Raw genomic sequence first — 24,773 nt, 5'->3', positions numbered from 1 at the left:
ACTTGGAAATGCCTGTTGCTTTGCGGCAGGCTTTTTTTATGCGTGTAATTTTATACTTAAACTTAGCGGATTATGTTTGCAAAAGGTAAACTTACGTACAGTTTCAGATGTTATACTTTATCGTTAATTTCGTAAAACCGACGAATGGATTTTAAGCTAACATCAGAGTTTCAGCCGACCGGCGACCAGCCCAAGGCAATTGCAAAACTCACAGAAGGAGTAAATAACGGAGAGCCTGTACAGGTTTTACTGGGTGCCACCGGTACCGGTAAAACCTTTACCATGGCCAACGTTATCAAAAATACAGGCAAGCCAACCCTGGTACTTTGCCACAACAAAACACTGGCAGCCCAGCTATACGGCGAGTTCAAGCAGTTTTTTCCTGAAAACGCTGTCGAATATTTCATCTCTTACTACGACTACTACCAGCCCGAGGCATACATCGCTTCATCGGATGTATTCATCGAGAAAGACCTTCAAATAAACGAGGAGATCGAGAAACTGCGTCTGCATACAACGTCGGCACTGCTTTCGGGCCGGCGTGATGTGATCGTGGTGGCATCGGTATCGTGTATCTATGGTATTGGTAACCCCGAAGAGTTTGGGAAGAACGTATTACACCTGGCTCCGGGTCAGCGTTACAGCCGTAATAACCTGCTTTATACGTTTGTGCAGATACTTTACAGCCGCACCGAAGCCGAGTTCACACGTGGAACATTCCGGGTGAAAGGCGATACGGTTGATATTTTTCCGGCCTATGCAGATTTTGCTTACCGCTTTTATTTCTTCGGAGATGAGCTTGAGCAGATACACCGCATCGATCCGGCTACCGGTAAAAAGCTGGCCGATGAATCGGCAATTACCTTATATCCGGCAAACCTTTTCGTAACAGGCAAAGACACACTGCAGCAGGCTATTTCGGAAATTCAGTACGACATGGTGGCGCAGCACGATTATTTCCTGAAAGAAGACCGCCCGGTAGAAGCTAAACGCATAAAAGAGCGTACTGAGTTTGACCTGGAGATGATCCGTGAGCTGGGCTATTGTTCCGGTATAGAGAACTATTCCCGCTACTTCGACCGTCGTTCGCCGGGTGCACGTCCTTTCTGTTTGCTCGATTATTTCCCGGATGATTTCCTGATGGTAATTGATGAGAGCCACGTAACCGTGCCGCAGGTGCGTGCTATGTGGGGAGGCGACCGCTCGCGTAAAGTAGCGCTGGTAGAATATGGTTTCCGGTTACCGGCTGCCATGGACAACCGCCCGCTTACTTTTAACGAGTTTGAGAGCATGATGAAGCAGGTGGTTTTTGTAAGTGCAACGCCAGGCGACTATGAGATCCAGAAATCAGAAGGTGTTATAGTGGAGCAGATCATCCGCCCAACCGGCTTGCTGGATCCTGTTATAGAAGTGCGCCCAAGTACAAACCAGGTAGATGACCTGCTGGATGAAATAGATGAACGCGTAAAAGAAGGTGCCCGCGTGCTGGTAACTACACTTACGAAACGCATGTCGGAAGAACTGGCCAAGTACCTGGAGAGGCTGAACATAAAAGTAAAATACCTGCACTCCGAAGTGAAAACCCTTGACCGTGTAGAAATTTTGCGTGAACTGCGTTTAGGTATAATTGATGTACTGATCGGGGTAAACCTGCTGCGTGAAGGTCTGGATTTACCGGAAGTTAGTTTGGTGGCTATACTGGATGCTGATAAAGAAGGCTTCCTGCGAGATCAGCGTTCTCTGATACAGACCATGGGACGTGCTGCCCGTAACGAGAAAGGGAAGGTAATTATGTACGCCGACCGAATGACCGGCTCTATGCAACGTGCTATAGATGAAACCAACCGTCGTCGTGCGACACAGATGGCCTATAACGAAGAGCATGGTATTACGCCACGAACTATTCTTAAGACCAGCGAAGAGATTCACGAGCAAACCTCGGTTGCTGATAACATTAAGCGGGAAGTGAAAATGTATGCTGGTCCGGAAGAAGTATCGATTGCCGCTGAGCCTGTGATACAAATGATGAACAAGGAGCAGCTCGAAAAGCTTATCAAGAAAACAGAGAAGCAAATGGAAGGTGCCGCCAAAGACCTTGACTTTTTACAGGCTGCCAAATACAGAGATGAGCTTTCTGAACTCCGGAACCTGCTTAAGACAAAGCGAGACTGAACTAAGTTAAAAAGTTTGTAAGTTAGAAAGTTAGAAAGTGAAAAAGCCCTTGTAGTTTAAGCTACAGGGGCTTTTCTTGTTTTGCTTTGGCTGATCAACCCTCTAACCTCCTTGAAAGGAGGACATAAGATACAAGATACCTGTCATCCTGAAAGGAACTTGGTAAAAGGGAGGTTCAGCCGTTGCTATAATACTCCCCGGCCCCCCTCGAGAGCGGAATTACTCAAGCAGTTAAGTCCCCCTTTGAAGAGGCAGGGGATGGTAAACTATACTACTTACTGCGGCAACAACACTTTATCGATCACGTGAATAACGCCGTTTGATGTTGGAATGGATGCCACGATGTTAGCGCCGTTTACTGTTACCTTGCCATCTTTCACGCCCATAGTTACGCGGCCACCATTTACCTGGCCCAGGCTTTGTCCGTCTTCAAAGCTTTCGGCTTGCAGTACGCCTACATACACGTGGTACTGCAGGATATTGCGCAGATCGCTACGTTTTTCTTCAGTTAATAAACTCTCTACAGTTCCGGCTGGTAATTGCTCAAAAGCGGCATTGGTTGGCGCAAAAACTGTAAAGGGTCCGGCATTGGTTAGCACGTCCACCAGGCCGGCTGTTTTAACGGCTGTTACCAACGTTGTGTGGTCCGGGGAAGAAGCAGCCACCTGTACTACGTTTTTCTGCGACTCATCGTCCTGCACGGCTGATTGCCCACCTAATGCTTCTGTTTCTGTTACTTCGTTTTGTGCCTCAGTTGTTGGTTTTTCAGTTGAATTGCATGATGACAGCATAGCACCCATTGCTATTACTATGGCTAGAGATACCTTTTTCATACTATTAGTTTTAAGTGTTAAATACTGTACAAAACTGATGAATAAAAAAGCCTTATTATATGACTTGCATTACTGGCAAAAATGACTTTTGTTAATATTTTATGGTATGTGGCACGCTTTATTTACGGATGATTATAGACAGACTCCTATAAAATGCTGATTGCAGGGTGTGCTAAAAACTTCACTTTCTATAATTTTTTCTGTACATTCAATTAACTAAAACTATAAAGCTATGAAAAAACTAATTCTCTGTATCGGAATGATGGTTTGTTTAGGTGGAACTGCCCTTGCCCAGACATCAGCCGAAGCATACGCCAGATATGAAGCCAAAGAATATAAAGCTTCTGCTGAACTATACGATAAGCTACTGAAGAGCGGGAAAGGCTCCAGCTCCGACCACTACAATGCTGCCTGCTCGTGGGCATTGGCCGGCAACAAAGACAAAGCTTTTGCACATCTCAACAAATCCATCGAAAAAGGCTGGGCTAACATTAATCACCTTAAAAGTGATAGCGACCTGAGCAGCCTGCACACCGATAAGCGCTGGGAGCCAATGGTAAAGCAACTGCAGGCAAAGGTTGATGTAATAGAAGCCAACTATAACAAGCCCCTGAAAGCACAACTGGAGCAGATATTTGAAAGCGACCAGCAGATACGCCGGGAGTTTTTAGCAGCCCGTGAGAAACATGGCATGGAGTCGGCAGAGGCGCAGGCGTTAATCCAGAAAATGATGCAGTCGGATGCGGAAAATCAGAAACAGGTTATCGCTATTATTGAAAAATATGGCTGGCCTGGCAAAAGTATGGTTGGGCCGCATGCCAGCAATGCCGCTTTTCTGGTAATTCAGCACACACCGAGAGAACAAAAGGAAATAATGGGAAAATACCTGCCCTTGCTGCGTGAAGCAGTTGCCAAAGGAGAAGCTGCAAAAAGTCAGCTGGCTTTAATGGAAGACCGTTATTTGATGTATAATGATAAACCGCAACTATACGGCAGCCAGGTAACCACCAACCAAGCTACAAAACAACAGGAGCTTTATAAAGTAGAAGACGAGGCCAACCTGGATAAACGACGTGCAGAAATGGAGTTGGAACCTATAAAAGATTACCTGAAGCGGTTTGGCATAGAATACAGACCATTAGCTACAGGCAGATCTGCACAATAAATAAACTATAACCGTGAAGGGCTACAGCAATAGTAGCCCTTTTTCGCGCAGTTCAAACCAGGTTGGCGATGCCAGGAACTCATCAAATGTGAGATGCGCATCTGCCGGATAACTCTCCTCCAACTGTTTTAAACTATAAGCTTCTTCGCTCTCCAGCGATATCTTCTGGATAGAATCGAATAACCACTGGCCTATAGTTGCAGTCGTCTTTACCTGGAAGTCTTCGCCCTTTTCATAAAAGGTAAGTTCGCAGCGCTCTATTGTCTGGCCTTTTTTAGCAACCATGGTAAAGTCTATTTCCGGCATATTGCCCAACCAGAGCAGGCGGGCATTCATGCGGGTGCTGTCTGGGCGATGCGGCTGCGCAATGGCTGAGCCGATAAGGTCCGGTTTTATAGTTGGCCGTGGCGTTTTAAAATCAAACCAGAACGAAAGCGGCTCTTCCAGGGCTACACCGTGCATATAGTTGTAAAGCGCTTTGGCTAAACCGGCGCTGAACAAACTATGGTCAGTGCCTTTCGGGTCGTTGTGCCACAGGTCGTTGTTTGCAAAATCTCCTTCCGGGGGGCCAACTTTTACTACACCATATTTTTCAGGGTTCTTACCGATCGGGCTGTGGGCCGTCATGCTGAAGCGGTGCCAGTAACCTGATTGTATCACATTGTTCTCGAATAGCTGGCGCACTACTTCCAGTGAGTCAATTGTTTCCTGGGTGGTTTCGGTCGGGAAGCCATACATCAAATAAGCGTGCACCATAATACCGGCCTGTGTAAAGCTATCGGTTACGCGGGCAACCTGCGCTATCGTTACACCTTTCTCCATCAGGGCCAGCAGCCTGTCCGAAGCTACTTCCAAACCACCAGAAACGGCAATACAACCCGATGCAGCCAGTAAGCGGCACAAATCAGGCGTAAAAGTCTTCTCGAAACGGATATTCCCCCACCAGCTAATTTTCACACCACGGCGCAGCAGTTCTATGGCCATGTCGCGGAGCGGGGCAGGAGGGGCGGCTTCATCTACAAAATGGAAACCGGTCTGGCCGGTCTGGGCAATGATCTGTTCAATTCTGTCTACCAGCAGCATAGCCGGAGCCACATCGTAACGACGGATATAATCCAGGGTAATGTCGCAGAAGGAGCAGCGTTTCCAGTAGCAGCCGTGCGCCACGGTCAGTTTGTTCCAGCGGCCATCGCTCCACAGGCGGTGCATCGGGTTCACCACGTCAATCACCGACAAATAATCTTTTATAGGCAGGCCACTATAGTCTGGCGTACCTACTTCGGTATGCGGAATATCCGGGTCTGTGCAGTTGTTGATATAGTTGACTTCTCCCTCCTGAAGTATAAACGTGCGTTGCAGGTTGGCGGCTTCGCGTTTGCCTTGCAGGTGCTCTATTAGTTTCAGCCACGGGCCTTCGCCATCATCCAGCGTTACAAAATCAATGTACTTAAACAGGCGTGGCTCTTTTAAACTACGTAGCTCGGTGTTCGGGTAACCGCCGCCCATGGCCGTTTTTATAGTGGGGTAGTTCTGTTTGATGTGTTGCGCCAACCGTAAGCCTCCATACAAATTGCCCGGAAACGGAATAGAGAAACCAACTATAGTTGGCTGTACCCGCTGTAAATGCTCATCCAGTATCTCCAGTAAAAACTGATCTACCAGGTTCGGCTCCAGTTGCAGCTCTTCCTCCAGCGGATCAAATGAAGTGGCAGACATAGCCAGTTTTTCGGCATAGCGGCTGAAAGCAAAGTAAGGGCAAACAGTTTCTTTTATCAGGTCGCCGAGGTCTTCTAAGTATAAAGTAGCCAGGTAGCGCGCGCGGTCGGTAATGCCCATGCTGCCAAAAGCCCATTCCAGATCCTCTACCTGGTCGAAGCGCGATGCTTCGGGTAAATACCTGCTGAAACTGATCTGCTGTGCTATAGTTAAATCCTTATTCTGCAGAAAACGAATGACTGGTTCAATCGTGTCCAGGTAGTCGCGCTTCAGCTTCAAAATCCGGAAACTGTTATCCGATAATTCATAGTCGCCAACTTCTATGGCAGCAAATATCTTTTTGAGGCCTGCTTTGGAAAACATACGCAACACCAGCTCAATACCCAGATCGGCTTGCTGCACGTTGTAGCCCTGCCCGCGCAAAAAGCCGGTAAGGTAAGCCGTGGCCGGGTAAGGGGTGTTCAGCTGGGTGAGCGGGGGCGTAATAAGCAGTATGGTTGGCGTTGTTTCCAAAGTGTAAATGTTAAAGTATTAGTCTGCACCGCAAAAGTACAGATTTTATGGCACAGTGCTTCTGCAACAGCTATAGGTAGCAGCAGGTTCAGAAAAGATGAAATGAGAGTTTAGCGTCCGGCAGCTTTGTTTACCGCATAGCTAATGGCAGGTACAATACCCAGCACCGTTACCGAGATCATAAAGAAGATCACAAAGAAGGAATTTAGCCAGCGAGACAGGAAATCAGAAGGAATGCCAAAGGTATACAGTTCCAGGGCAGACGCAAGTAATATACTGATGATCAGGATCACCAGCAGTTTGGTTTTAAGTTGTGCGGAAATGAGCGCCTTTTTCATAGGTTGGTAAAACTATAGTTGCAAAGGTACAACGGGCAACTATAGTTCAGCAACTTATGAATGGCCTTTTTGTGCTTCTTCGTCTTCGCGCTGCTGGCTGCTTTTGTTTGTAGTGGCTTTAGCCTGAGGCGGAGCAGCCTGCTTTTGCTGTTTTACCTTATTGATGTCAGAAGAATCGTCTTTGCTGGTTTCTTTTGTCGGATCTATAGGTTTGTCCTGTTTCATAGCTATAGTTTGGTTTCGTGTTATTAATACGGTTTTCTAGGGATAGGGGTATTGGTTTTAACTATAAACTGGTCGAGGTCGTAAATGTAGGTACCCGCCGGTTGGCTGGCGGCTAATGTTTAACACGAATTTTATAGCTATGAATACGAAACCAACAAAGGCGTTTATGCTTGCTGCGCTGTTTACAGGAGCAATTACTATAGCCGGGTGTGATACTGGTACCGGCGCAGGTGAAACCAACAAAGAAGACAGCGACCATGTAGAAGCAGGATCAATGAACGAAGGTTATACGTCAGAACCGAATGCCTCAGACCAGGACACTGTAAACCTGGAAAAAAAATATTATGATAATGCCAAGGGCGCTGTACACGCTGGCGATGGAAAAAGAGACAGTGCTGACCAGCGTGATATGGATCAGAAACAGTAATATAAGGTTGGAATAATTTAGAAAGGGGAAGCATAGTTAAACCTATACTTCCCCTTTTGTTTTGATGATAAGCTAATGGGGTTTGAGGGGTTTGTAGATGCTTGGCCTGGCAGCGTCATCTAAAGTTTTCGGGACTGGTATTCGCTGCTGCTAGTGTTAAAGCTAAGTTTTATAGGGCTCCATTGTCATCCCTGAGCTAAGTCGAGGGATCTTATATGTCCTATAATTCTGCTTTTGTCATTTCGAACATTCTTGAGACGCGATTCGAAGAGAGCCAGCGCAGCTGTGAGGAATCTGGATTCTATAGTTGGTTATAGTTGCAGCCGGAACCAAGCCTTTTCTTTCAAATATCCTCCAATCCTGGGAGCTTTACATGCCTATTGTTCTATAGTTGGCTTTGGTGCCCTCACGGCCGGGAGGCCCCGTCTTCGGGCATCGCGCGGTGTACATTTCCTTTTCTCGTACCTCGAAATGCCTGCGGCACCGGAAATCTACAAGGCGCTCAACCCAAAGACTGTGATCAGTTCGATAGCTATAGTTCGTCTTTAGTTTGAAAGGCCATAGTTGCATCGCTTTATCGTGTTGGTATTTCCGTAGGGACAGGTCGCGACCTGTCCGATCCTGGTCTGTAACTATAGACCTATAGCCGCTAACTATAACAACAGCCGGAATTCCCCTCTTGGGAGGGGTAGGGGTGGGTTAAAACTAGAACTGCAACAGAAATTCCTCTCCCGGAAGGAGGCAGGAAGGGTTTATCCTTCATCTTAAAACCAAACAGGAAGCTATAAAACAAAAAAGGCTGCTTCCATTACAGAAGCAGCCTTTAAACAACCAACTTTAGACTTAATTAAATACGAACCCGTTGGGGCCGATGGCTGCCTTAAATTCTTTTAGTTTAACGCCTTCGGAACTAAAGATAAATACTGTGCCGTCGCCGCTGAAATTATTATTGTCGGAACCGTATATGTTGCCGGTTTCAGGGTCTGCTTCCATGCCATAGAAACCACGGTTAATGATGACGGTGTTGCTGAGCACGCCAGCGTTTACGGGCTGTACAAATGTTTTATCCTCATAATTAAAGTACAGCTTATCGCCGGTGCCGTTTATAGTCAGGTTTTTTGGGATGCTTTGGTTACCCGGGAAAGTAAAGGTTGCATCGATGGCTGACGTAGCCGTATTGAGTTTGCTAAGTGAACCCGGTGTGGTTTTCGTGTAATCAATCCCCGACCAATCGTCTTTATACACCACCTTGCCGGCACTTAGTACCCAGATGTGCTGGTCTTTGGTTAGTACCATTTCACTTGGTCCGTCTGGGGTTGGGATGGTACCCGCCAGCGCATCGGTAGTTGTGTTGATGACAGAGATGGAATTGCCACCGCTGTTGGTTACATATAGTTTGTCCTTTACTACCAGGAGTTGCTCGGGCATTTCGCCCACCGTAATAGTTTTAAGCACGGCATTCGTTTTCAGGTCGATAACCGATACACGTCCATTGCCACCATAGGCTACCCACTCAGTTACGTAGCCTTTGTTGCCGTCCAGTGCAGCGAAATAGCGCGGCTGTTTCAGGCCTTCTATAACAGCAATCGTTTTAAACGTGAAGACATTTACTACTTCTATCTTGTTACTGTTGTTAGCCACAATATAGGCCAGCGTATCATGCAGTACCATGTTCTGCACCACGTCGCCCAGGGGGCGCTGCTCATTTGCAGTACTGAAAATGTTATTCTTAACCTGGTGGCCTGTACTGTCGCTCAGGAAAGAGATGGATCCATTCGGGGTACCAAAATTGCCTTCATTCAGTATAAAAACGCCTTCCTGGTCGTAGGGGCCTCTTACTTTTGCGTTGTGTATATCCGGGCTTATCTCTTCGGTTTCGTCGCAGCTGGTAAAGGTAAAAGCACTTGTAAAAAGCAGGGCAGCTGTGTAAAAGCCGCGAAGTAGGGTACGTTTCATTTTTATAGTTTTAGATAATATTGTTAAGGAATAAGAAATCGTAAGCTCAGGGTATAGCCCCGCAACGGCATGGCGTGGTAAGCCATGGTCTGGTACACTTCATTAGTAATGTTATCTGCCCGTACGTCAACTATAAGCCTGCTTTGCCCGAGCTGCAGCTGTTTGCTGAGGGCTGCGTTCACCAGTATAAAGCTGTCTAAGTGGCTGGTTTCTGAGTTGGTGGTGTAGCGCGGGCCGGTATAGTTCAGGTTGGTTTGCAGCTGCCAGTTTTTATAGTTGATGCCGGTTGCCAGTACGCCTTTGTGCAGCGGTACATACATCAGTTGTTTGCCTTTGTCGCCTTGTCCCTCATAAACTTCTACCTGCTCCGATGAGGTGTAAGTGTAGCCTGCAGATCCTGTCAGTTTTATAGTTCCTATAGTTGCTGTCAGCTGCTGGCTTAGTTCTATGCCCATGGCTCTTACTTTCTGCAGGTTTACAGGTCGCCACAGGCCGGTTGGTTGGGGTGACCACTGTATCCAGTTATCTATCAGCATGTGGTAGGCGGTGGCTTCGGTTTCGAGTAAAAGGGTGTTGCCAACTATAAACAGGTGGCGCAGGCCGGCTTCTTCGCTCCAGCCTTGTTCAGGTTTCAGGTCAGGGTTGCCGGCTCCGGTCCAGAAGCGGTCGTTCAGGGTGGGCACCCGGTAGCTGCCCGAAACATTCCCTTTCAAAAAGAGCTGGTGCTGTTCGTGTTGGTAAAATTTCCAGTTAACACCCAAAGCCGGCGTAGGAGCAGGGTTATAGTCTTCTGCAAAAGCCTGGTGCAGGTTCAGGCTCAGGTCAATCGTTTCGGTAGGGTCGTAGCGGAAAAGGGCGAATATAGCTGCCCGGTTTTCCTGTTTGGTACCGGCGTAACCATCGTTCTCTGCTATAAAATGCTGCAGGTTTACGCCTCCGCGCAGGCTCCAGTTCTCGCCGCTGGTATACGTTTGTTCGGCCTGTAGCTGGTAGGTTTCCACATCGGCAACAGAGTTGAGGGAGTTATTGGTATAGTTCAGGTAATCTTTAAAGTAGGCCAGCTTTACATCGGTTTTGCCCCAGTTGCTTTCGTGTTCCAGTTGCGTCATCAGGCGCAGGTTCTTGTCGCGTTGCTCTGCGCCGCTTGCCGAGCCCATGGCGGGTTGCAGTTCCCGGTCAGCGAAGGTGTACCAGCTGTGCAGGCCTATTTTTGTGTTCTCAGTTAACATCCAGGCCAGGTCCTGGGTAAAGCCATACTGCTTTTGTTCGGCGTGCTCTTCGGTGCGCTCCGGCTTTCCAAACTGCGATAAATCCTTGTAGGTGAAATTATTTTCGGCGTTGCGCAGGTAAGCCCCAAGGCCAAGCTGTAGTTTGCCCGAACTATAGTTGATGTTGCCATTACTGAAATAGCGGCCAAAACTACCTGCTTCCTGTTGCAGATTAAGCCCGAAGCCTTTGCCGTTATAGTTGGGAGAGCTCAGCAAAACAGCTCCGCCTATTGCCCCGCTGCCATAAGCTGCACCCGCCGAACCGCTTTGCACCGAAATGTCGCCAAAACCACTTAATGGAAGCGTCGAGAAATCTGATTGTCCTAAGGTTGGTAAGCCGATGTTGAGCCCGTTCCAGAGTACTGCTGTTTGAGAGGCATTTGTCCCCTGAAGGATACACTGGAAAGGCCGCTTACGCCATAGCTTTTGAAGTAAACCGGGGTGCGGGCCTGCAGGGCATCGGCTAATGAGCTGCTGTTATAGGTTTGCCGGTAGGCGCTGTCTATAGTTGTAACGCGGCTGCCGGCTGCGTAAACTTCGGCGGGTTTGCCAAATACTTCTACGCTGCGCAACTGGTAAGCTGCGGTGTCTTGCTGCGCTGTGGCGGGCAAGGCAACTATAGCCAGCACTATAAAAAATAAGATACGGTTCGCCACCTTAAAATGCTTTTATCCCGAAGCATGCAAGTGGGCAGAAAGTGAGCAGTAGGAGCCGGAAAAGGCAGAAACTGTGCAGCTTTTTACCCGAAAGCATACGACAAATCATTGTCCGGACTGGCAGGTCTCCTGGCTCTCTTCAGATCAGCCTGCCTTCCCATACGGTTTGTGTACAGTGGCTTTGGTGTTAGGCTAACCCCTTTAATGAAGAATACAGTTGCGGGAACAGCACAGGTATTGCACCTGTTTCCCTTTTAAGGCTGAGACTATAGACTATAGTTACAGCCACCAATCGGGTGTAAAAGTAATGAATAATTTATAATGATGAATGAATAATGATTTTTAGTGATGAATAACTTAACAAAGGCCTACAGTTAATTTCGCAGTAGTTGGCTGATTCCCCTCTCGGGAGGGGTAGAGGTGGGTTTATAGTTGGGGTTACAACTGCAGAATGTATTAAGATTTGTAGTTCAGGGAATTTATAGTTTAAAGGAAAGGGCGTGCCGGCACAGCCGTCGGGCTCTCGCGGCTCGCTCTTTAGCTCCTGCGTCGCTAAAGGAGCTCAGACAACCGCTCCATCCCTCACGCAAACTATAAACTATAGTTTAACCTTTGCAGGTAATTAATGAATAATAAAGATTCAATAATGATAAGTAGTTACTTCAACTAAATTCATGCGTACCATTACTCATTCATCATTAAACATTAATCATTATAAAGTGAAGCTTACAAAGGACTTTTACACCCGGCCCAACGTGGTGCAGATAGCGCAGGAGTTGCTAGGAAAATACCTGTATACTTCTGTAGATGGCATGCTGACAGGCGGGATGATCGTGGAAACAGAAGCTTACTCCGGCGAGAACGACCGTGCCTGCCATGCCCACCTGAACCGCCGCACTGCCCGCACCGAAATTATGTACCACGAAGGCGGCGTAGCTTACGTGTACCTGGTGTATGGCATCTATAACCTGTTCAATATCATAACAAACATAGAAGGCAAAGCCGATGCAGTACTGATACGAGCTGTAGAGCCTGAAATTGGTGTGGAAGAAATGCTGCTGCGCCGGAACATACCAGCTATAAAACCCAACCTGACTGCCGGCCCCGGCGTGATGAGCATTGCCTTGGGCATTAACCGCAAACATTACGGCGAAAGCTTAACCGGAAATACTATCTGGGTTGAAGACAAAGGCAAAACCATTCCTGAAGAAAGTATTATGACTGTTCCACGTGTGGGCATCGATTACGCCGGCGACGATGCCCTCCTGCCCTGGCGTTTTTATATTAAAGACAGCAAATGGGTAAGCAGAAAGTGACCTAATCAGCAATCTGGAAGGGCTGGCTTTGCTTAACGGCGAGCCTCTTGTACAAGTATTGTCTTACAAATGGATCAACATTGCTGAGTAGATAAACGGTTGTGCCTTGCTCGCGGGCATATGGGTTTGTAATGCTGCCAATCTGCTTAATGCTGCCTATGTATTGCTTTTCTGATTCCTGTAGCGGCGCTTCTCCTTTCTCTTTCACCAGAATAATGTGCTCGATAGCTGGCAGATCCGGAAACCAGTAAATGTAATCGGCATTATAAGATACCGCCTGTGGTAACGATTTGTGGCCATAGTAGTTAATGGCTCCAGCCTGTCCATAGTTATCGCAGAGTATGAGTGTCCGGGCTTTTTCGGAGCCGGGGATAAGTTGGTAGGCTGCGGTTACATTTTGGGTAAGTTCCTGCCAGCCCTGCATATCAGCAAAATCCTGGGGCAGCAGGTGGTCTTTGCCATCTTCCCACTTCAGCAGGTTCAGGTCTTTAAATTTCCCGGCTTTCACCTGTATCTCGGCAGGGCTCAGTACCGGAAAGACTACATTTACGATCGGCACAAACAAAGCTATAGTTACCAATGGCCACACCGGCCTGGTATAGCGCAACCAGCCACGGCTAAACAACTGCTCCCAATACACACTTCCGAACGCGATCAGAACCGGGTACAAACCTATGGTGTAGTAACTTTTTGCTTTAAACACAAGGAACAGCAGCATTACAACTATAAAACAAATACCGATAAACCGGTAGGGTTTAAATGGCGGGTAAACTATAAAAGCTGCCAGCGCCCCGAGCACTAAAAAGACAGAGCCGATAAAGAAAAGAACCTGGTCCTGCAGGAAATCAGTGGGCTTAACATTATTGAGCTGCGTAGCCTTTAGTTCCTGCATATGCGCTACAACCGGGAAGTTATGCTGCAGTTGCCAGACTATGTTCGGAGATGCAATTATAAGCGCAATGAGCCCGGCAATGTATAGCTCTCTCTGTAAAAACAGTTTCCGGTAAGGGGATAGCACTAAGGCTAAAGCCAGCCCGGCTACCAAAAAAAGTATCGTATATTTATTCAGGAAACCGAAGCCGATAACTGCACCCAGCCAGTAAAACCATTTTGCCTGCTGCGTATGCAGAAACCGGATAAAGAGATAGAAGGTAAGCGCCCAGCAGAGTATATCGAAAGAGTTAGGCTGAAACAGTATATTAATGCGCAACAGCACCGAAAAGAGTAAAGCCGTAGCACACAAGATCCTGGCATAAAGGCCACCCTTCAGTTCAGAAACCATATTCCAGGCCACAACTATAGTTAGCGCACCAAATAAAGCCGGGAAAAAACGTACCCAGAAATAACCATTGCCTGGCACCTGTATTACCCAGGCAACAAAAGCCGTAAATGGCGGCACCGAAAGATAACCAGCAGCTAAGTGGTTTGCCTGGTCCAGGTGCAGAAATTCGTCGCGGTGAAGGTCGTATGCTCCATCCACCAGAATGTATTGCAGCACAAACTTTAAAACTATAAAGCCAGCAAGTACAAGGGTGTTGCGGATCTGTTTTGCGGCCATTGCTCTATAGTTGGTTAGAAGGATGTATAGTGAATAGTAAATATAAACTATAAATCAGAACTATAGCCACAAAAAAAGAGCAGCCATTAACTAAAGCTGCTCTCCTTTTTAAACTTATATTTTGTTATTTGTTGTTGCGGCGCTTCTCGGTGCCAAGTTCGTTATCAGTCTGGTTCATCGGCGTATAATCGTTTGCTCCACGGTTACCTACGGCATCGTTTTTCAGGCTATTCGAAATGTCCTTCTGTCCGCTCTGGTCAGTCTCCATTGTACTGCCTTGCGTAGATTTGTTTGTTCCCTGGTTGGTTATCTGCTGCGATTTCTGTCCGCCCTGTTTCCCTGCCTCAAAAGAGTTTCCAGGGTTACTCGATGAATGGTTCTGCTGCTCCTGGTTCTTATTATTCTGATTGTTTTTCATGGCTTTATAGTTTACTGAGGTTGCTGATATCACTTTAAACTATAAATGGCTTCAGAATGCCTGAAGCCATTTATAGTCTGTTAGCTATAGTTGATTACTTGTTGCCAGATCTGTTGTTAGAGCCCGAAGATGAGCTGCTGTTTTTATGGCTTTGGCTCCCGGCTTTAGCATGTCCTTGCGGGTCGCCGTGCCAGCCACGTCCTTGTCCGGAACTGCCGGATCTTGAGTTGCTGCCACTGGTTAGGTTAGATGTTCTGCCTGAAGAAGATGAACCTCCTGAGTTGGAAGAACTACCTTGCGAAGACATAGAACCACGCATTGACGAAGAATTCTGCGAAGAAGAACTCATGTTGCGCGAATTGATATTTGAGCCTGAATTGTTTTGAGCCTTGTTGCTCGGGTTATTGCGTTTCATAGCTTTCATAGTTTAAGTAAAACATATGCACCCTCGGGGTACATGTTCTGTTTACGATGTAAAAGCCAGTCAGTTAATGTTTTACCACTATATAGCAAGCAGGCCAAGTTGTAATTTAACAACATTTCTTAACCAATCAGTATATAGCACTATAAACGTATAACAAAAGATGTATGTAGTTGATATGTAAGCAATTCAATAGCTAAATGGGGCGTCTTAATGTAGATCAGGTACGGTATAATTCACGGATAAGCGGTAATTATTCGGCTCTGCAGGGATGCGATTTTTTTTTGAAATGATACCTATACTTTCTCGCAGTAAAGTACGAGCGGCTTCTGATGCATATCCGTTGTAAAGAACAAATACAGGTTTCCGCCTTCTTTAATACCTGTCTTTTTACGAATGCCGGCAACAGTGTCCGGGAAGTTGCGGATGGTAATGTTGGCCTGTTTTTGTGGCAGGCGGGCAAGCAGTTCCTTTTTATTAAACCGGCTTACGCCAGTACACCGGAACACGCGCCCCGGAAAATCTGAGATCAGCGTATCGGAAGTGTAAAGGTGGCTGTTGGGGTGCAGTTTACTTACTGTAGATTGCTGTGTTATAGTTTTATAAGCGCCAGCTTTCAGAATAGCTGCATTGGGCTCATAAAGATAAGTCAGCGGATCGGAGTAGGGGGGCGTTATAGTTTGTTCCTGCCCGGCATTAAACCTGAACGTGCTGATGTTGCCATCTGTTTTAATATTAACTGCTTCGCGCTCCGGTTGCGCCGGCGGGGTTTGCTGCAACAGGTATAAAACCTCCTTACATTCATTCTGCACCGCTACCACCCATATTTTTGCCACCTTGCCTAACTGCGCTGCCGCCAGTTCTATATCCAGCATCGGCGAAGCCTTTAGTAAAATGTTATCCGCTTTCTGTAAAAGAACGGGCAACAACCCAAGTATATCCGGTTCACAGTCCTGTAGCAGATGCAGTTTTTCTGAATGGTCGCCGCGGCGGGCAGGGTCTAAGTAAATAACATCGGCATGGCCGGTAAAATCCTGAAGAAACGCTGCAGCGGTGGTAGCTATAGTTTGTATGTTGGCTGCGCCCAGCAAGCCAAAGTTATAGTTGGCAATCTCTGATAGCTCCCGGTTTTGTTCCACGTGTATCACCTGCGCAAAGCTTTTAGAGAAATAATAACTATCGGCACCGAAACCACCGGTCAGGTCAATCAGCAATTTGCCCGAGACCAGCGCGGCTTTAAAAGTAGCCGTAGCCTCAGATGAGCTTTGCTCTACAGAAATATTGGCAGGGAAGATGAGGTCGGTGTTCTTAGCCCAGGCCGGAAGCTTTGCCATGGCTTTCTGCCGTGCCTGTATCTGCTGTACAAGCTCGGAAACAGGCAGATCAGGATAACGCCTGGCTTGCAGCATAAGCGCAGACGGTTGCTGGTGCAGGTGCTCAGTTATAAACTGTTTCTCGGGTTCTGTAAAAATACGCATACTCCAGTAAAGTTATCCGGCGTTATAATCGGGCTGTACAACAAAAGTAATGCTTAAATCAGAATACCTGCTAACTGGTCTTTTGTAACCTGTAACTATAGTTAAACCTTTTAAATACCAGCTGGTTGTACTACTACAAGTAATATTATCATTAACCTAAAGAAAAGAAAGCTATGAAAAAATGGATGAGATTTATGGTACTGGCTGTTTTGCCGGTAGCAATGTTAACAAGCTGTGACGATGACGATGATGATACTATCCCACCTGTACAGACCGGGGAAGCTATGGTTATGGTAGTGCATGCTTCGCCGGACGCTGATGCCGTCGATTTTTTAGTGGATGATGAAGTAGCCGGAGCCAATCTTTCTTATCCTGATAACACCGACTACCTGACCGTTGAAGCAGGCGACAGAGATCTGAAAGTGAATGCAGCGGGCACTCAGACCACGGTATTAAATACAGATTTTGATTTTGATGATGAGAAGTTTTACACTGTTTTTGCCGCCGGAACGGTAGCCGAAGACGATGATGCTGATCTGAGTTTGCTCGTTCTGACCGATGACCTGTCAGCTCCTGCGAGCGGTAATGCCAGAGTACGTTTTGTGCACCTTGCCCCGGATGCCCCTGCGGTAGACATTGTAAACGTTACTGACCCTGCAAATGAGTCTGTTCTTTTTGACGCGCAGAGCTACCGCGATGCGACAGCCTTTGCATCTGTGCCAGCGGGTACCTATAATTTAGATGTTCGCACCGATAATGGAGGTACTGCAGTGCTGCCCTTAAATGGTATAGTGCTGGAGGCAGGTAAGATTTACACCGTGTTTGCCAATGGCTTTGTAGCTCCGCCAACCGGCAATACAAATACCCTGGGTGCAGAAATAATAGAACACAAAAAATAAAAAGCAGGTGTAAATCTATAGTTACAGCAATGCAGCATTTGCCTGGTGGCAGGTGCTGCTTTTTGCTAACAGCTGTTGCTTAACTATTTATTGATTTGCGTAACAAAATCCGTAATTTTGAGTTTTCAAATGAAAAGCATAAAAAATGGTAGATACATTCCTGAAGTACAAAGTAAAAGATATTTCGCTGGCAGCCTGGGGCCGCAAAGAGATTAAACTGGCTGAAGCTGAAATGCCGGGCCTTATGGCCATCCGTGAGGAGTTTGGCCCAAGCAAGCCATTAGCCGGAGCCCGCATTGCCGGTTGCCTTCACATGACGATCCAGACAGCTGTTCTGATCGAAACACTAGTTGAACTGGGTGCTGAAGTTACCTGGTCATCCTGCAATATTTTCTCTACACAGGACCACGCTGCTGCTGCCATTGCTGCTGCCGGTATCTCCGTTTACGCCTGGAAAGGTATGACTGCTGAAGAATTTGACTGGTGTATTGAGCAGACCTTGTTCTTCGGCGAAGACCGCAAACCACTTAACATGATCCTGGATGATGGCGGTGACTTAACGAATATGGTACTGGATGTTTACCCGCAGCTGGCTCCGGGTATTAAAGGCCTTTCAGAAGAAACTACTACCGGTGTGCACAGACTTTATGAGCGCGTGAAAAACGGTACACTTACCATGCCTGCCATTAACGTGAACGACTCCGTTACAAAATCTAAGTTCGATAACAAATACGGCTGTAAAGAATCTCTGGTAGATGCGATCCGTCGTGCTACAGATGTGATGATGGCTGGTAAAGTGGCTGTTGTTGCCGGTTACGGTGATGTGGGTAAAGGTTCTGCTGCTTCGCTTAGAGGTGCAGGTGCCCGCGTTATAGTTACCGAGATTGACCCGATCTGTGCGCTGCAGGCTGCTATGGATGGCTTTGCTGTGAAGAAGATGGTTGATGCCGTGAAAGAGGCTGATATTATAGTTACAGCTACAGGCAACAAAGACATCATTACAGAGCAGCATTTCCGCTCTATGAAAGATAAGGCTATCGTTTGTAACATCGGTCACTTCGATAACGAGATCGATATGGCGTGGTTAAACGGTGCTTACGGTCATACAAAAGATGAGATCAAACCTCAGGTAGACCTTTACAACATCGAAGGAAAAGATGTTATAGTTCTGGCTGAAGGCCGCCTTGTTAACCTTGGTTGCGCTACTGGTCACCCATCGTTTGTAATGTCTAACTCATTCTCTAACCAGACACTGGCACAGCTGGAGCTTTGGACCAACGCAGCAGCATACGAGAACAACGTATACACACTGCCTAAGCACCTGGATGAGAAAGTAGCCCGCCTGCACCTTGGCAAAATTGGTGTAGAACTGGATGTGCTTTCTGCTGATCAGGCTGCCTACATTGGCGTGGAAGTAGAAGGTCCGTTTAAGCCGGAATATTACAGATACTAAGTAAAGGAATATCCTTTAAACTATAAAAGGCCGGTGCAGCAATGCACCGGCCTTTGTTATTATAGTTCCAACTATAGTTGCCTATAGTATGTTAAACCGTGACATAAGCGTTTTTTTGTAAGACTTACCTATAGGTACTTCACCTTTGCTGAACACAACAGCATTTTCTTCAAGGGCATCTACTTTATCAAGGTTGGCAATATAGGAGCGGTGCACGCGCACAAAATTATGCGACGGGAGCTTGCTCTCCATATCTTTTAATGTGGAGCTTACCAGGTATTTCTGATCGGTGGTTACTATAAACGAGTAATTATCGTAGGCTTCAACCCATAGTATATCGCTGTACATTACCTTAATAATGCGGTGCTTCACTTTTACAAAGATGTAGTCCTGCGATGCTTCCTGCTCTTTTGGTCCCGGGTCAGGTTGCTCGTGGTTATTTTTTCCGTTAGGGTTTCCGCTTCCATTCGGTTTATGGCCATATTTGTACAGCGCAATTTCTATAGTTGAGCGCAGGCTTTTTTCGTCAAAAGGTTTCACAAGGAACCCGTCAGGCTCTGTCTTTTTTGCCCTGTCTATAGTTGACTTGTCTGCGTAGGCGGTCAGGTAAATAAAAGGGATATTGAACTCCTGCCTGATGCGTGAGCCAATATCCACACCATCAGTGTCTCCTTTCAGGTTAATGTCCAGTAATACAAGGTCAGGGTGAGTTTCCCGGATCATATCAATCGTATCCTCCCCGGTATCTATGGCACACGTTTCGTACCCCAGATCCTTCAGGCATGCAGCAATATCTTCTGCAATAATGACCTCGTCTTCTGATATGAGAATTTTAGGTTTTGTCATAGCATTAGGTACTTACGTTAAAATTTAAATTATGATGGCAAAACAAAAGACAATATTGTTTTTGTGCCATTATTGTTGTCATTTATAATTTTACCATCAAGCTTTTTGCTCAATGAGGAAACCAGCTGCAAACCAAAGGATTGTTGTTGATCAGGCTCTTTGAATGAACCAATGCCATTATCCCAGACAGTAAGCAGATAGCGATTACTTTCCAGGTGCTGGAGTTCGATGCCAAGACTGCCGGTGCCAGAATCAGGGAATGCATATTTTAACGAGTTAGATACAAGTTCGTTTACAATAAGCCCGAGTGTTATCGCAGAATCCAGGTCTATGTTGGTAGGAGGGATGTCTAATAGCAAAGCAACTTTCTCTTCCGATACACCATAGGCAGCATACAGGCTCTCGCATATCTCCCTGAAATAATTTTCAAGATCAATATGTTCCAGGTTGTCGTGGCGGTAAAGGCGCTCGTGCAGTAAAGCCATAGAGCGCACGCGGCTGCGGATGGCCTGCATCACTTCTAAAGCTTCCGGGTCTTTTACATGGCGGGCCTGCAGGTTCAGTAAACTGATAACGATCTGGAGATTATTTTTAACGCGGTGGTGTACTTCCTGTAAAAGCAGTTCTTTTTCGCGATGCTTGCGCTCCAGCATTCGGGTGCGGTGTTTTACGCGCATGTCCAAAAGGGTGTTCATTTTGAGCAGGCTTTGCTCACGTAATCTTATTACAGTTATAATGGCGCCGGTTACTAACAGTAAAAGCAAACCAATAAACCACTCACGGCGCCATACAGGTGGTACAACCGAAAAAGTATAGCTAAGAGGCTTTGCAGTCCAGTAGCCGTCATTGTTCTGTGCTTTTAGTTTAAAAGTATAGATTCCGGGTTCCAGGTTGGCATAAGTGGCAAAGGTTTGGTCTGAGGTTTCGGACCATTGCTGGTCATGGCCGGTAAGCATATATTTATATTTCACTTCTGAGGGAGCCGAAAGGCTAATGCCATGGTAATTGAACGTAATATGGTTCTTGCTGTAGGGCAGGCGAAGATTAACGGGCAACCCCGATGCATCTGTTTCAAACCCCTGTTGCTGCCAGTCAGTTTGCCGCATAAACAATTTTATGTCGGTTAACATCAACTCCGGGGTCGCTTTGTTTATTCTGTCAAGCTCCGGGATATATTGTGTTAAACCTTTCGCAGTTCCAAACCAGATAGTGCCATCCGGAGTTTGTGTGATACCATTATTCGAAACTTCAAAACCTCTGAACCCATTATGCCCCCCATACGTCCTGTACCTGAGCTTTTGCTCCTGGCGGAAATAAGGCAGGTCGATCTTAAGTACATTGCTGTTTGTGCCAACCCATAGATTGTTGTTGCGGTCTGAGTATATGGTTTTTATACCTTCGTTGGGTAAGCCGTTGGTTGATGTAAACAGTTTTGCTTTGCCACTCTTGCTGTGGTAAGCCAGCAGGCCATAGTTATAGCCCCCGAAATATAACCAGCCATTATCGTCTTCTGCTATGGATACCACTTCACCAAACGGCTGGTTTCTGAGTGGCTTTACAGGGCGCAACTGGTTATTTTCTATAAGATAGATGCCATTCTTTGTTCCTGCCCAGATCCTGTTCTGTTTATCATGGTAAAGGTGGTAGGTTTCGCCGGCCTGTTCGCCAACTGCCGTTGTTATAGGTACAAATCTGCCTTTTTGTAGGTAAGCAATTCCATTAGCTGTTGCAAACCATAGTCTGTTATTCTTGTCTGCAACTATAAAATGGACAATATCAGATGGCAGGCCCTGCGCAGTAGTGTAATGCTGCGCTTTATCGGGAGTAAGATTCCAGACACCCCGGCTGGTGCTCACCCATACATCCTTCTCTGATCTTACCCACATACTATAAAGGGCAGTTCCGGGTGGCCACTCTTTTGCCTGCAGCATCGTCAGCTTCCCATTCTGCATATAAGCGGCATCGCCGTTATCTGTGCCGAACCATACACGGCCTTTCGTATCCTGTGCCAGAGCAGTAATATGGGGGTCTTTTATAGTTTCGAGCTCAAAAAAATGCAGAAACCATTGCGACCGCTTCTGTTGTAAACCATAGCCGTTGGTTCCTATCCATATGTTGTTTTCCTTATCTGCTAAAAGCGATGTAATGTGAAGGGAGCTAAGTCCGTTTGCTTTTGTCAGGTGTTTTGGTTCCCGGTCATTTATGCTTACTATGCCATCATGCTGCAAACCGACCATTATATTGCCGTTGATATTCTTCTCAAAATCTGAAACGGCCGGGTTTTTAACTGTAGCTGGGAGGGAGGGGACGGTAATATGATCGTTATTAAAAAGAGCAGGGCCTTCTGTTGTGCCTATCCAGACGTTGTTGGTTCCTGGTTCGCTAAAAATGGCTGTGATAGCATTGGATGGTAGTTTGAATTGCGGGCTGGAGATATGGTAGAGGCTGTCTTGTGCTAACCTGTAGAGTCCGTTCGACCTGCTTCCGGCCCAGATGGCACCTTTGGTATCGCAGTAAATTACCTGGTAGGGCTGTATCTTAAATTCGGGAGATCTGATAAACTGACTACCTGTTAGCATAAAGATCCCTGAGTCAGTCGCTACCCAGAGCTTGCCTGATTTATCTTCGGTTATACTGGCCAAGTTGCCTGCAGGCAAACCTGCTTTTATGCCGTAAGTCGTAAATTTTGTTCCGTCAAAACGTGTTAACCCATTGTCAGTGCTTCCTATCCATATCTGTTGGCGGCTATCCTGGAAAAGGCAGGTGGTATTATTGCTGGCAAGACCCTGCTGCCGGGTGTACGTATGGAAGGTGTTACCATCAAAACGGCTGACACCTCCCCGGGTCGCTACCCAGATCTGCATGCGGTGGTCCTGGAGGATATCGTTTACTTTTGATTGCGGCAAACCGTCTGCTAAGGTCCAGTTGCGGAAATTGTATTGTTGTGCAAGCACAGCATTTTCGTTAGCAAGCAGTAACCATAGTAAACATAACAGGCGCATAAACTATATCCAGGGTAGTAGCCAAAGAATTATTATGTAAACTCCAGGCTTTCAAAACAATTAAACTATTACAAGTGTGTTTTGTACTACGGATATATTCTGAAAAAGTAGATGCGAAAGAGAAGGTTTCTGAAAATTAGTGAACACCTATTATATCCTTGTAAATAGCTAGCGTGTGCAGGGCAGTTTCTTCTTTTGAGAATTTAAGCACTTTTTGGCTCGCATTTGCAACAATGCTTTCGCGCAGGGCTGGTTGCTGTATCAGTTGCAGGGCTTTCTCAGCAAAAACGGCAGGTTGTTTTACAGGAGCGAGCATGCCGGATACGCCATCTTCTACCATTTCGGGTATGCCGCCGGTGGCAGAAGCTACTACCGGTACACGGCAGGCAAAAGCATCGAGCACCGTTGTGCCTAAGCCTTCTTTTATAGTTGTAAAAATGAACATATCCAGTTCAGGCATTACCTGGTGCACATTCTTTATAAAACCGGTAAAAATAACATCATCACTAAGCCCCAGGTCTGCTGCATATTTTTTTACCTCCTGCTCCAGTTTTCCGGTTCCTATAGCCAGGTAAGTTGCCTTTACACCCTGTTCTTTAAGCAGCTTTGCGGTGTCCAGAAATGTAAAGTAATCTTTGTGCACATCTATAGCTGATATGTTCCCGATAAGCAGCCTATCATCCAGGATATGATAGGTGCGGCGCAGGTAATTGGTTTTGGTGGCAGGGAGATCTTTAAAACGATCGAGGTTAATGCCGCTGTATACGGTAACACATTTGCTGCCGTCTTCAATACTGCGTGCAAGCACTTCGCGCACCCGCTCAGAGATACAGATGATTCGCTTTATGCCTTTATAGTTATATTTATAGTTAGACAGAAAGCTACTACCGATCGTAAACTCAACACGCCTGCTTAAAACCAGGTCGCAGGTAGCGCCTAACATATGAGCCAACACTCCTATAGTATGCGCATGGCTTGCCTGCATGTGTACCAGCTGTATCTGGTGCTTGTTGATATAGTTCTTAAGCTGCAGCGCGGTAGGTATGGGAAAAACCTTGGTAAAAGGCAGAGCGATGTAAGGGAAATCGTTTTGCCTGCAATAATCTTCAAAAGCAGAGCCTTTGCGGCAGCATACATGGCAGGTTATACCAAGTCGGCGAAGTTCTTCCAGCAAATAGGCAACCTGTTGTTCGCCGCCGCGCCACGACCTTTCAGAAACTAACTGAAGTATCCGCATCTTACTTAAGTGTTATGTTTTCCTGCTGCATGCGCCAGATCTTAAGGTAGCGCATAAATATACTGGAAGCCGACAGGTAACTTATAACAAAGCCGACTTTACCATCCAGTATGCCCAGTTTAAAAATGTAGTGCCTGAAAAACCGGAACGCCGGCTTCAGCATTAAATGATACAACGATACTTTTTTAGTCTTTTTTGCTTTATCGTTTGCTGAAAGGGTACTGTATGTGTTCCACTTATCCAGGTAATGCGGAAGGCTGCGGTACGTATAGTGCAGCATTTTGTACTTCAGCTTACCGGGCTTACCATCTTCCATTATAAGCTCTTCGTGCACATTTTTATCAGAGTAGCGGTTTCTGCTTTTATCGAACAGGCGCACTACGCTGTCGTTTTGCCAGCCACTATAGCGCACCTGATGGCCCATAAAAAAGTTGCTCCTGTAAATAGTATAAGCTGAGTTAGCAGGTGTGCCCGCAAGCAATTTCTGTATCTCACGTTGCAGTTCAGGAGTTATGCGCTCATCTGCATCCAGCATCAGCACCCAATCGTAAGCTGCCTGGTCCAGGGCCCAGTTGCGTTGCCGCGAATAATTTTCGAAAGCATGCTGCAGAATTTTTACCGGATAGTTGCCTGCAATAGCCAGGGTGTTGTCTGTACTGAAAGAATCAACTATAAGCACTTCATCAGCCCAGAGCAGCGACTGTATGGCACCTTCAATGTCCTTTTCTTCATTCCTGCAGATGATGATGGCACTCAGTCTTGGCATGTCTGGCTATAATAAAGTTCTGTTATCATGTAAAATTAGGCAAAGCCCGGCATTTTTGAAATAAATTATACGTTGGCATTCTGCCTGGCTAAGCTATAGTACTACCTGCT

General features: G+C 46.5%; 22 protein-coding genes, 1 pseudogene and 1 riboswitch. Of the genes and pseudogenes, 8 read left to right on the top strand and 15 right to left on the bottom strand.

Going from position 1 to position 24,773, the window contains the following annotated elements:
- Positions 1–144 precede the first annotated feature (144 nt).
- Positions 145–2,172, top strand: coding sequence for an excinuclease ABC subunit UvrB (gene uvrB, locus GSQ66_RS12335; RefSeq protein ID WP_162427753.1), 2,028 nt, complete (start codon positions 145–147; stop codon positions 2,170–2,172).
- Positions 2,173–2,447: 275 nt separating this feature from the next.
- Here uvrB and GSQ66_RS12330 read toward each other — a convergent pair whose 3' ends face one another.
- Complete coding sequence (locus GSQ66_RS12330; RefSeq protein ID WP_162427752.1) at positions 2,448–3,005, bottom strand: fasciclin domain-containing protein; 558 nt, start codon at positions 3,003–3,005, stop codon at positions 2,448–2,450.
- A 232-nt stretch (positions 3,006–3,237) separates the two neighbouring features.
- Here GSQ66_RS12330 and GSQ66_RS12325 point away from each other — a divergent pair, with 232 nt between their 5' ends.
- On the top strand, positions 3,238–4,170 hold the full coding sequence (locus GSQ66_RS12325) for a DUF6624 domain-containing protein (RefSeq protein ID WP_162427751.1): 933 nt from the start codon (positions 3,238–3,240) through the stop codon (positions 4,168–4,170).
- A 21-nt stretch (positions 4,171–4,191) separates the two neighbouring features.
- Here GSQ66_RS12325 and GSQ66_RS12320 read toward each other — a convergent pair whose 3' ends face one another.
- The 3 genes from GSQ66_RS12320 to GSQ66_RS12310 form a co-directional block, all read right to left on the bottom strand.
- On the bottom strand, positions 4,192–6,399 hold the full coding sequence (locus tag GSQ66_RS12320) for a B12-binding domain-containing radical SAM protein (protein WP_162427750.1): 2,208 nt from the start codon (positions 6,397–6,399) through the stop codon (positions 4,192–4,194).
- A gap of 110 nt (positions 6,400–6,509) precedes the next feature.
- Entirely contained in the window at positions 6,510–6,737 is a 228-nt protein-coding gene (locus GSQ66_RS12315; protein ID WP_162427749.1) for a DUF2798 domain-containing protein, read from the bottom strand.
- Between the two features lie 54 nt (positions 6,738–6,791).
- Positions 6,792–6,962, bottom strand: coding sequence for a hypothetical protein (locus GSQ66_RS12310; RefSeq protein WP_162427748.1), 171 nt, complete (start codon positions 6,960–6,962; stop codon positions 6,792–6,794).
- 139 nt (positions 6,963–7,101) lie between these two features.
- On the opposite strand from GSQ66_RS12310, the gene GSQ66_RS12305 reads away from it, so the two are divergent.
- Together GSQ66_RS12305 and GSQ66_RS12300 are read left to right on the top strand one after the other, a co-directional pair.
- The gene (locus GSQ66_RS12305) at positions 7,102–7,389 is read left to right on the top strand and encodes a hypothetical protein (protein WP_162427747.1); all 288 of its coding nucleotides are present in this window, start codon (positions 7,102–7,104) and stop codon (positions 7,387–7,389) included.
- Between the two features lie 285 nt (positions 7,390–7,674).
- Positions 7,675–7,938, top strand: coding sequence for a hypothetical protein (locus GSQ66_RS12300; RefSeq protein ID WP_162427746.1), 264 nt, complete (start codon positions 7,675–7,677; stop codon positions 7,936–7,938).
- A 294-nt stretch (positions 7,939–8,232) separates the two neighbouring features.
- Here the strand turns inward: GSQ66_RS12300 and GSQ66_RS12295 are convergent, their stop codons facing one another.
- The 4 genes and pseudogenes from GSQ66_RS12295 to GSQ66_RS18975 form a co-directional block, all read right to left on the bottom strand.
- Positions 8,233–9,345: a DUF5074 domain-containing protein gene (locus tag GSQ66_RS12295; protein ID WP_162427745.1), complete on the bottom strand. Its 1,113-nt coding sequence runs from the start codon at positions 9,343–9,345 to the stop codon at positions 8,233–8,235.
- 23 nt (positions 9,346–9,368) lie between these two features.
- On the bottom strand, positions 9,369–10,886 hold the full coding sequence (locus GSQ66_RS12290) for a TonB-dependent receptor (protein ID WP_238395664.1): 1,518 nt from the start codon (positions 10,884–10,886) through the stop codon (positions 9,369–9,371).
- Positions 10,887–10,892: 6 nt separating this feature from the next.
- Positions 10,893–10,955 (bottom strand): annotated as a pseudogene (locus tag GSQ66_RS19250) (hypothetical protein); the annotation flags it as partial.
- Entirely contained in the window at positions 10,937–11,269 is a 333-nt protein-coding gene (locus tag GSQ66_RS18975; protein ID WP_238395663.1) for a hypothetical protein, read from the bottom strand. The gene GSQ66_RS18975 and the pseudogene GSQ66_RS19250, both read right to left, overlap by 19 nt.
- 102 nt (positions 11,270–11,371) lie before the next feature.
- Positions 11,372–11,577, bottom strand: a riboswitch (cobalamin riboswitch).
- 366 nt (positions 11,578–11,943) lie between these two features.
- On the opposite strand from GSQ66_RS18975, the gene GSQ66_RS12285 reads away from it, so the two are divergent.
- Entirely contained in the window at positions 11,944–12,585 is a 642-nt protein-coding gene (locus tag GSQ66_RS12285) for a DNA-3-methyladenine glycosylase (protein WP_238395662.1), read from the top strand.
- Between the two features lies 1 nt (position 12,586).
- On the opposite strand, the gene GSQ66_RS12280 is transcribed toward GSQ66_RS12285, so the two are convergent.
- Together GSQ66_RS12280 and GSQ66_RS12275 are read right to left on the bottom strand one after the other, a co-directional pair.
- A complete protein-coding gene (locus tag GSQ66_RS12280; protein WP_162427744.1) occupies positions 12,587–14,143 on the bottom strand; it encodes a glycosyltransferase family 39 protein in 1,557 nt (518 codons plus the stop codon).
- A gap of 124 nt (positions 14,144–14,267) precedes the next feature.
- On the bottom strand, positions 14,268–14,561 hold the full coding sequence (locus GSQ66_RS12275) for a hypothetical protein (protein WP_162427743.1): 294 nt from the start codon (positions 14,559–14,561) through the stop codon (positions 14,268–14,270).
- 56 nt (positions 14,562–14,617) lie between these two features.
- On the opposite strand from GSQ66_RS12275, the gene GSQ66_RS12270 reads away from it, so the two are divergent.
- Positions 14,618–14,947 (top strand): hypothetical protein, encoded by a 330-nt coding sequence (locus GSQ66_RS12270; protein WP_162427742.1) that lies wholly within the window; start codon positions 14,618–14,620, stop codon positions 14,945–14,947.
- Positions 14,948–15,278: 331 nt separating this feature from the next.
- On the opposite strand, the gene GSQ66_RS12265 is transcribed toward GSQ66_RS12270, so the two are convergent.
- On the bottom strand, positions 15,279–16,460 hold the full coding sequence (locus GSQ66_RS12265; RefSeq protein ID WP_162427741.1) for a THUMP-like domain-containing protein: 1,182 nt from the start codon (positions 16,458–16,460) through the stop codon (positions 15,279–15,281).
- 173 nt (positions 16,461–16,633) lie between these two features.
- On the opposite strand from GSQ66_RS12265, the gene GSQ66_RS12260 reads away from it, so the two are divergent.
- Together GSQ66_RS12260 and ahcY are read left to right on the top strand one after the other, a co-directional pair.
- On the top strand, positions 16,634–17,359 hold the full coding sequence (locus GSQ66_RS12260; protein ID WP_162427740.1) for a DUF4397 domain-containing protein: 726 nt from the start codon (positions 16,634–16,636) through the stop codon (positions 17,357–17,359).
- 145 nt (positions 17,360–17,504) lie between these two features.
- Complete coding sequence (gene ahcY, locus GSQ66_RS12255; protein ID WP_162427739.1) at positions 17,505–18,812, top strand: adenosylhomocysteinase; 1,308 nt, start codon at positions 17,505–17,507, stop codon at positions 18,810–18,812.
- Between the two features lie 81 nt (positions 18,813–18,893).
- Here ahcY and GSQ66_RS12250 read toward each other — a convergent pair whose 3' ends face one another.
- The 4 genes from GSQ66_RS12250 to GSQ66_RS12235 form a co-directional block, all read right to left on the bottom strand.
- Positions 18,894–19,658, bottom strand: coding sequence for a LytTR family transcriptional regulator DNA-binding domain-containing protein (locus tag GSQ66_RS12250; protein ID WP_162427738.1), 765 nt, complete (start codon positions 19,656–19,658; stop codon positions 18,894–18,896).
- Between the two features lie 29 nt (positions 19,659–19,687).
- The gene (locus GSQ66_RS12245; RefSeq protein ID WP_162427737.1) at positions 19,688–22,660 is read right to left on the bottom strand and encodes a two-component regulator propeller domain-containing protein; all 2,973 of its coding nucleotides are present in this window, start codon (positions 22,658–22,660) and stop codon (positions 19,688–19,690) included.
- A 136-nt stretch (positions 22,661–22,796) separates the two neighbouring features.
- Positions 22,797–23,897, bottom strand: a complete 1,101-nt coding sequence (locus GSQ66_RS12240) for a glycosyltransferase family 4 protein (RefSeq protein WP_162427736.1) — start codon at positions 23,895–23,897, stop codon at positions 22,797–22,799.
- Position 23,898: 1 nt separating this feature from the next.
- Positions 23,899–24,663 (bottom strand): glycosyltransferase family 2 protein, encoded by a 765-nt coding sequence (locus GSQ66_RS12235; protein WP_162427735.1) that lies wholly within the window; start codon positions 24,661–24,663, stop codon positions 23,899–23,901.
- Between the last annotated feature and the right edge of the window lie 110 nt (positions 24,664–24,773).

The organism is Pontibacter pudoricolor, from assembly GCF_010092985.1.
In the GTDB taxonomy this organism is placed as follows: Bacteria; Bacteroidota; Bacteroidia; order Cytophagales; family Hymenobacteraceae; genus Pontibacter; species Pontibacter pudoricolor.
Note: the sequence above shows the minus strand (reverse complement) of the source record. Positions and strands in the feature narration are given on the sequence as shown.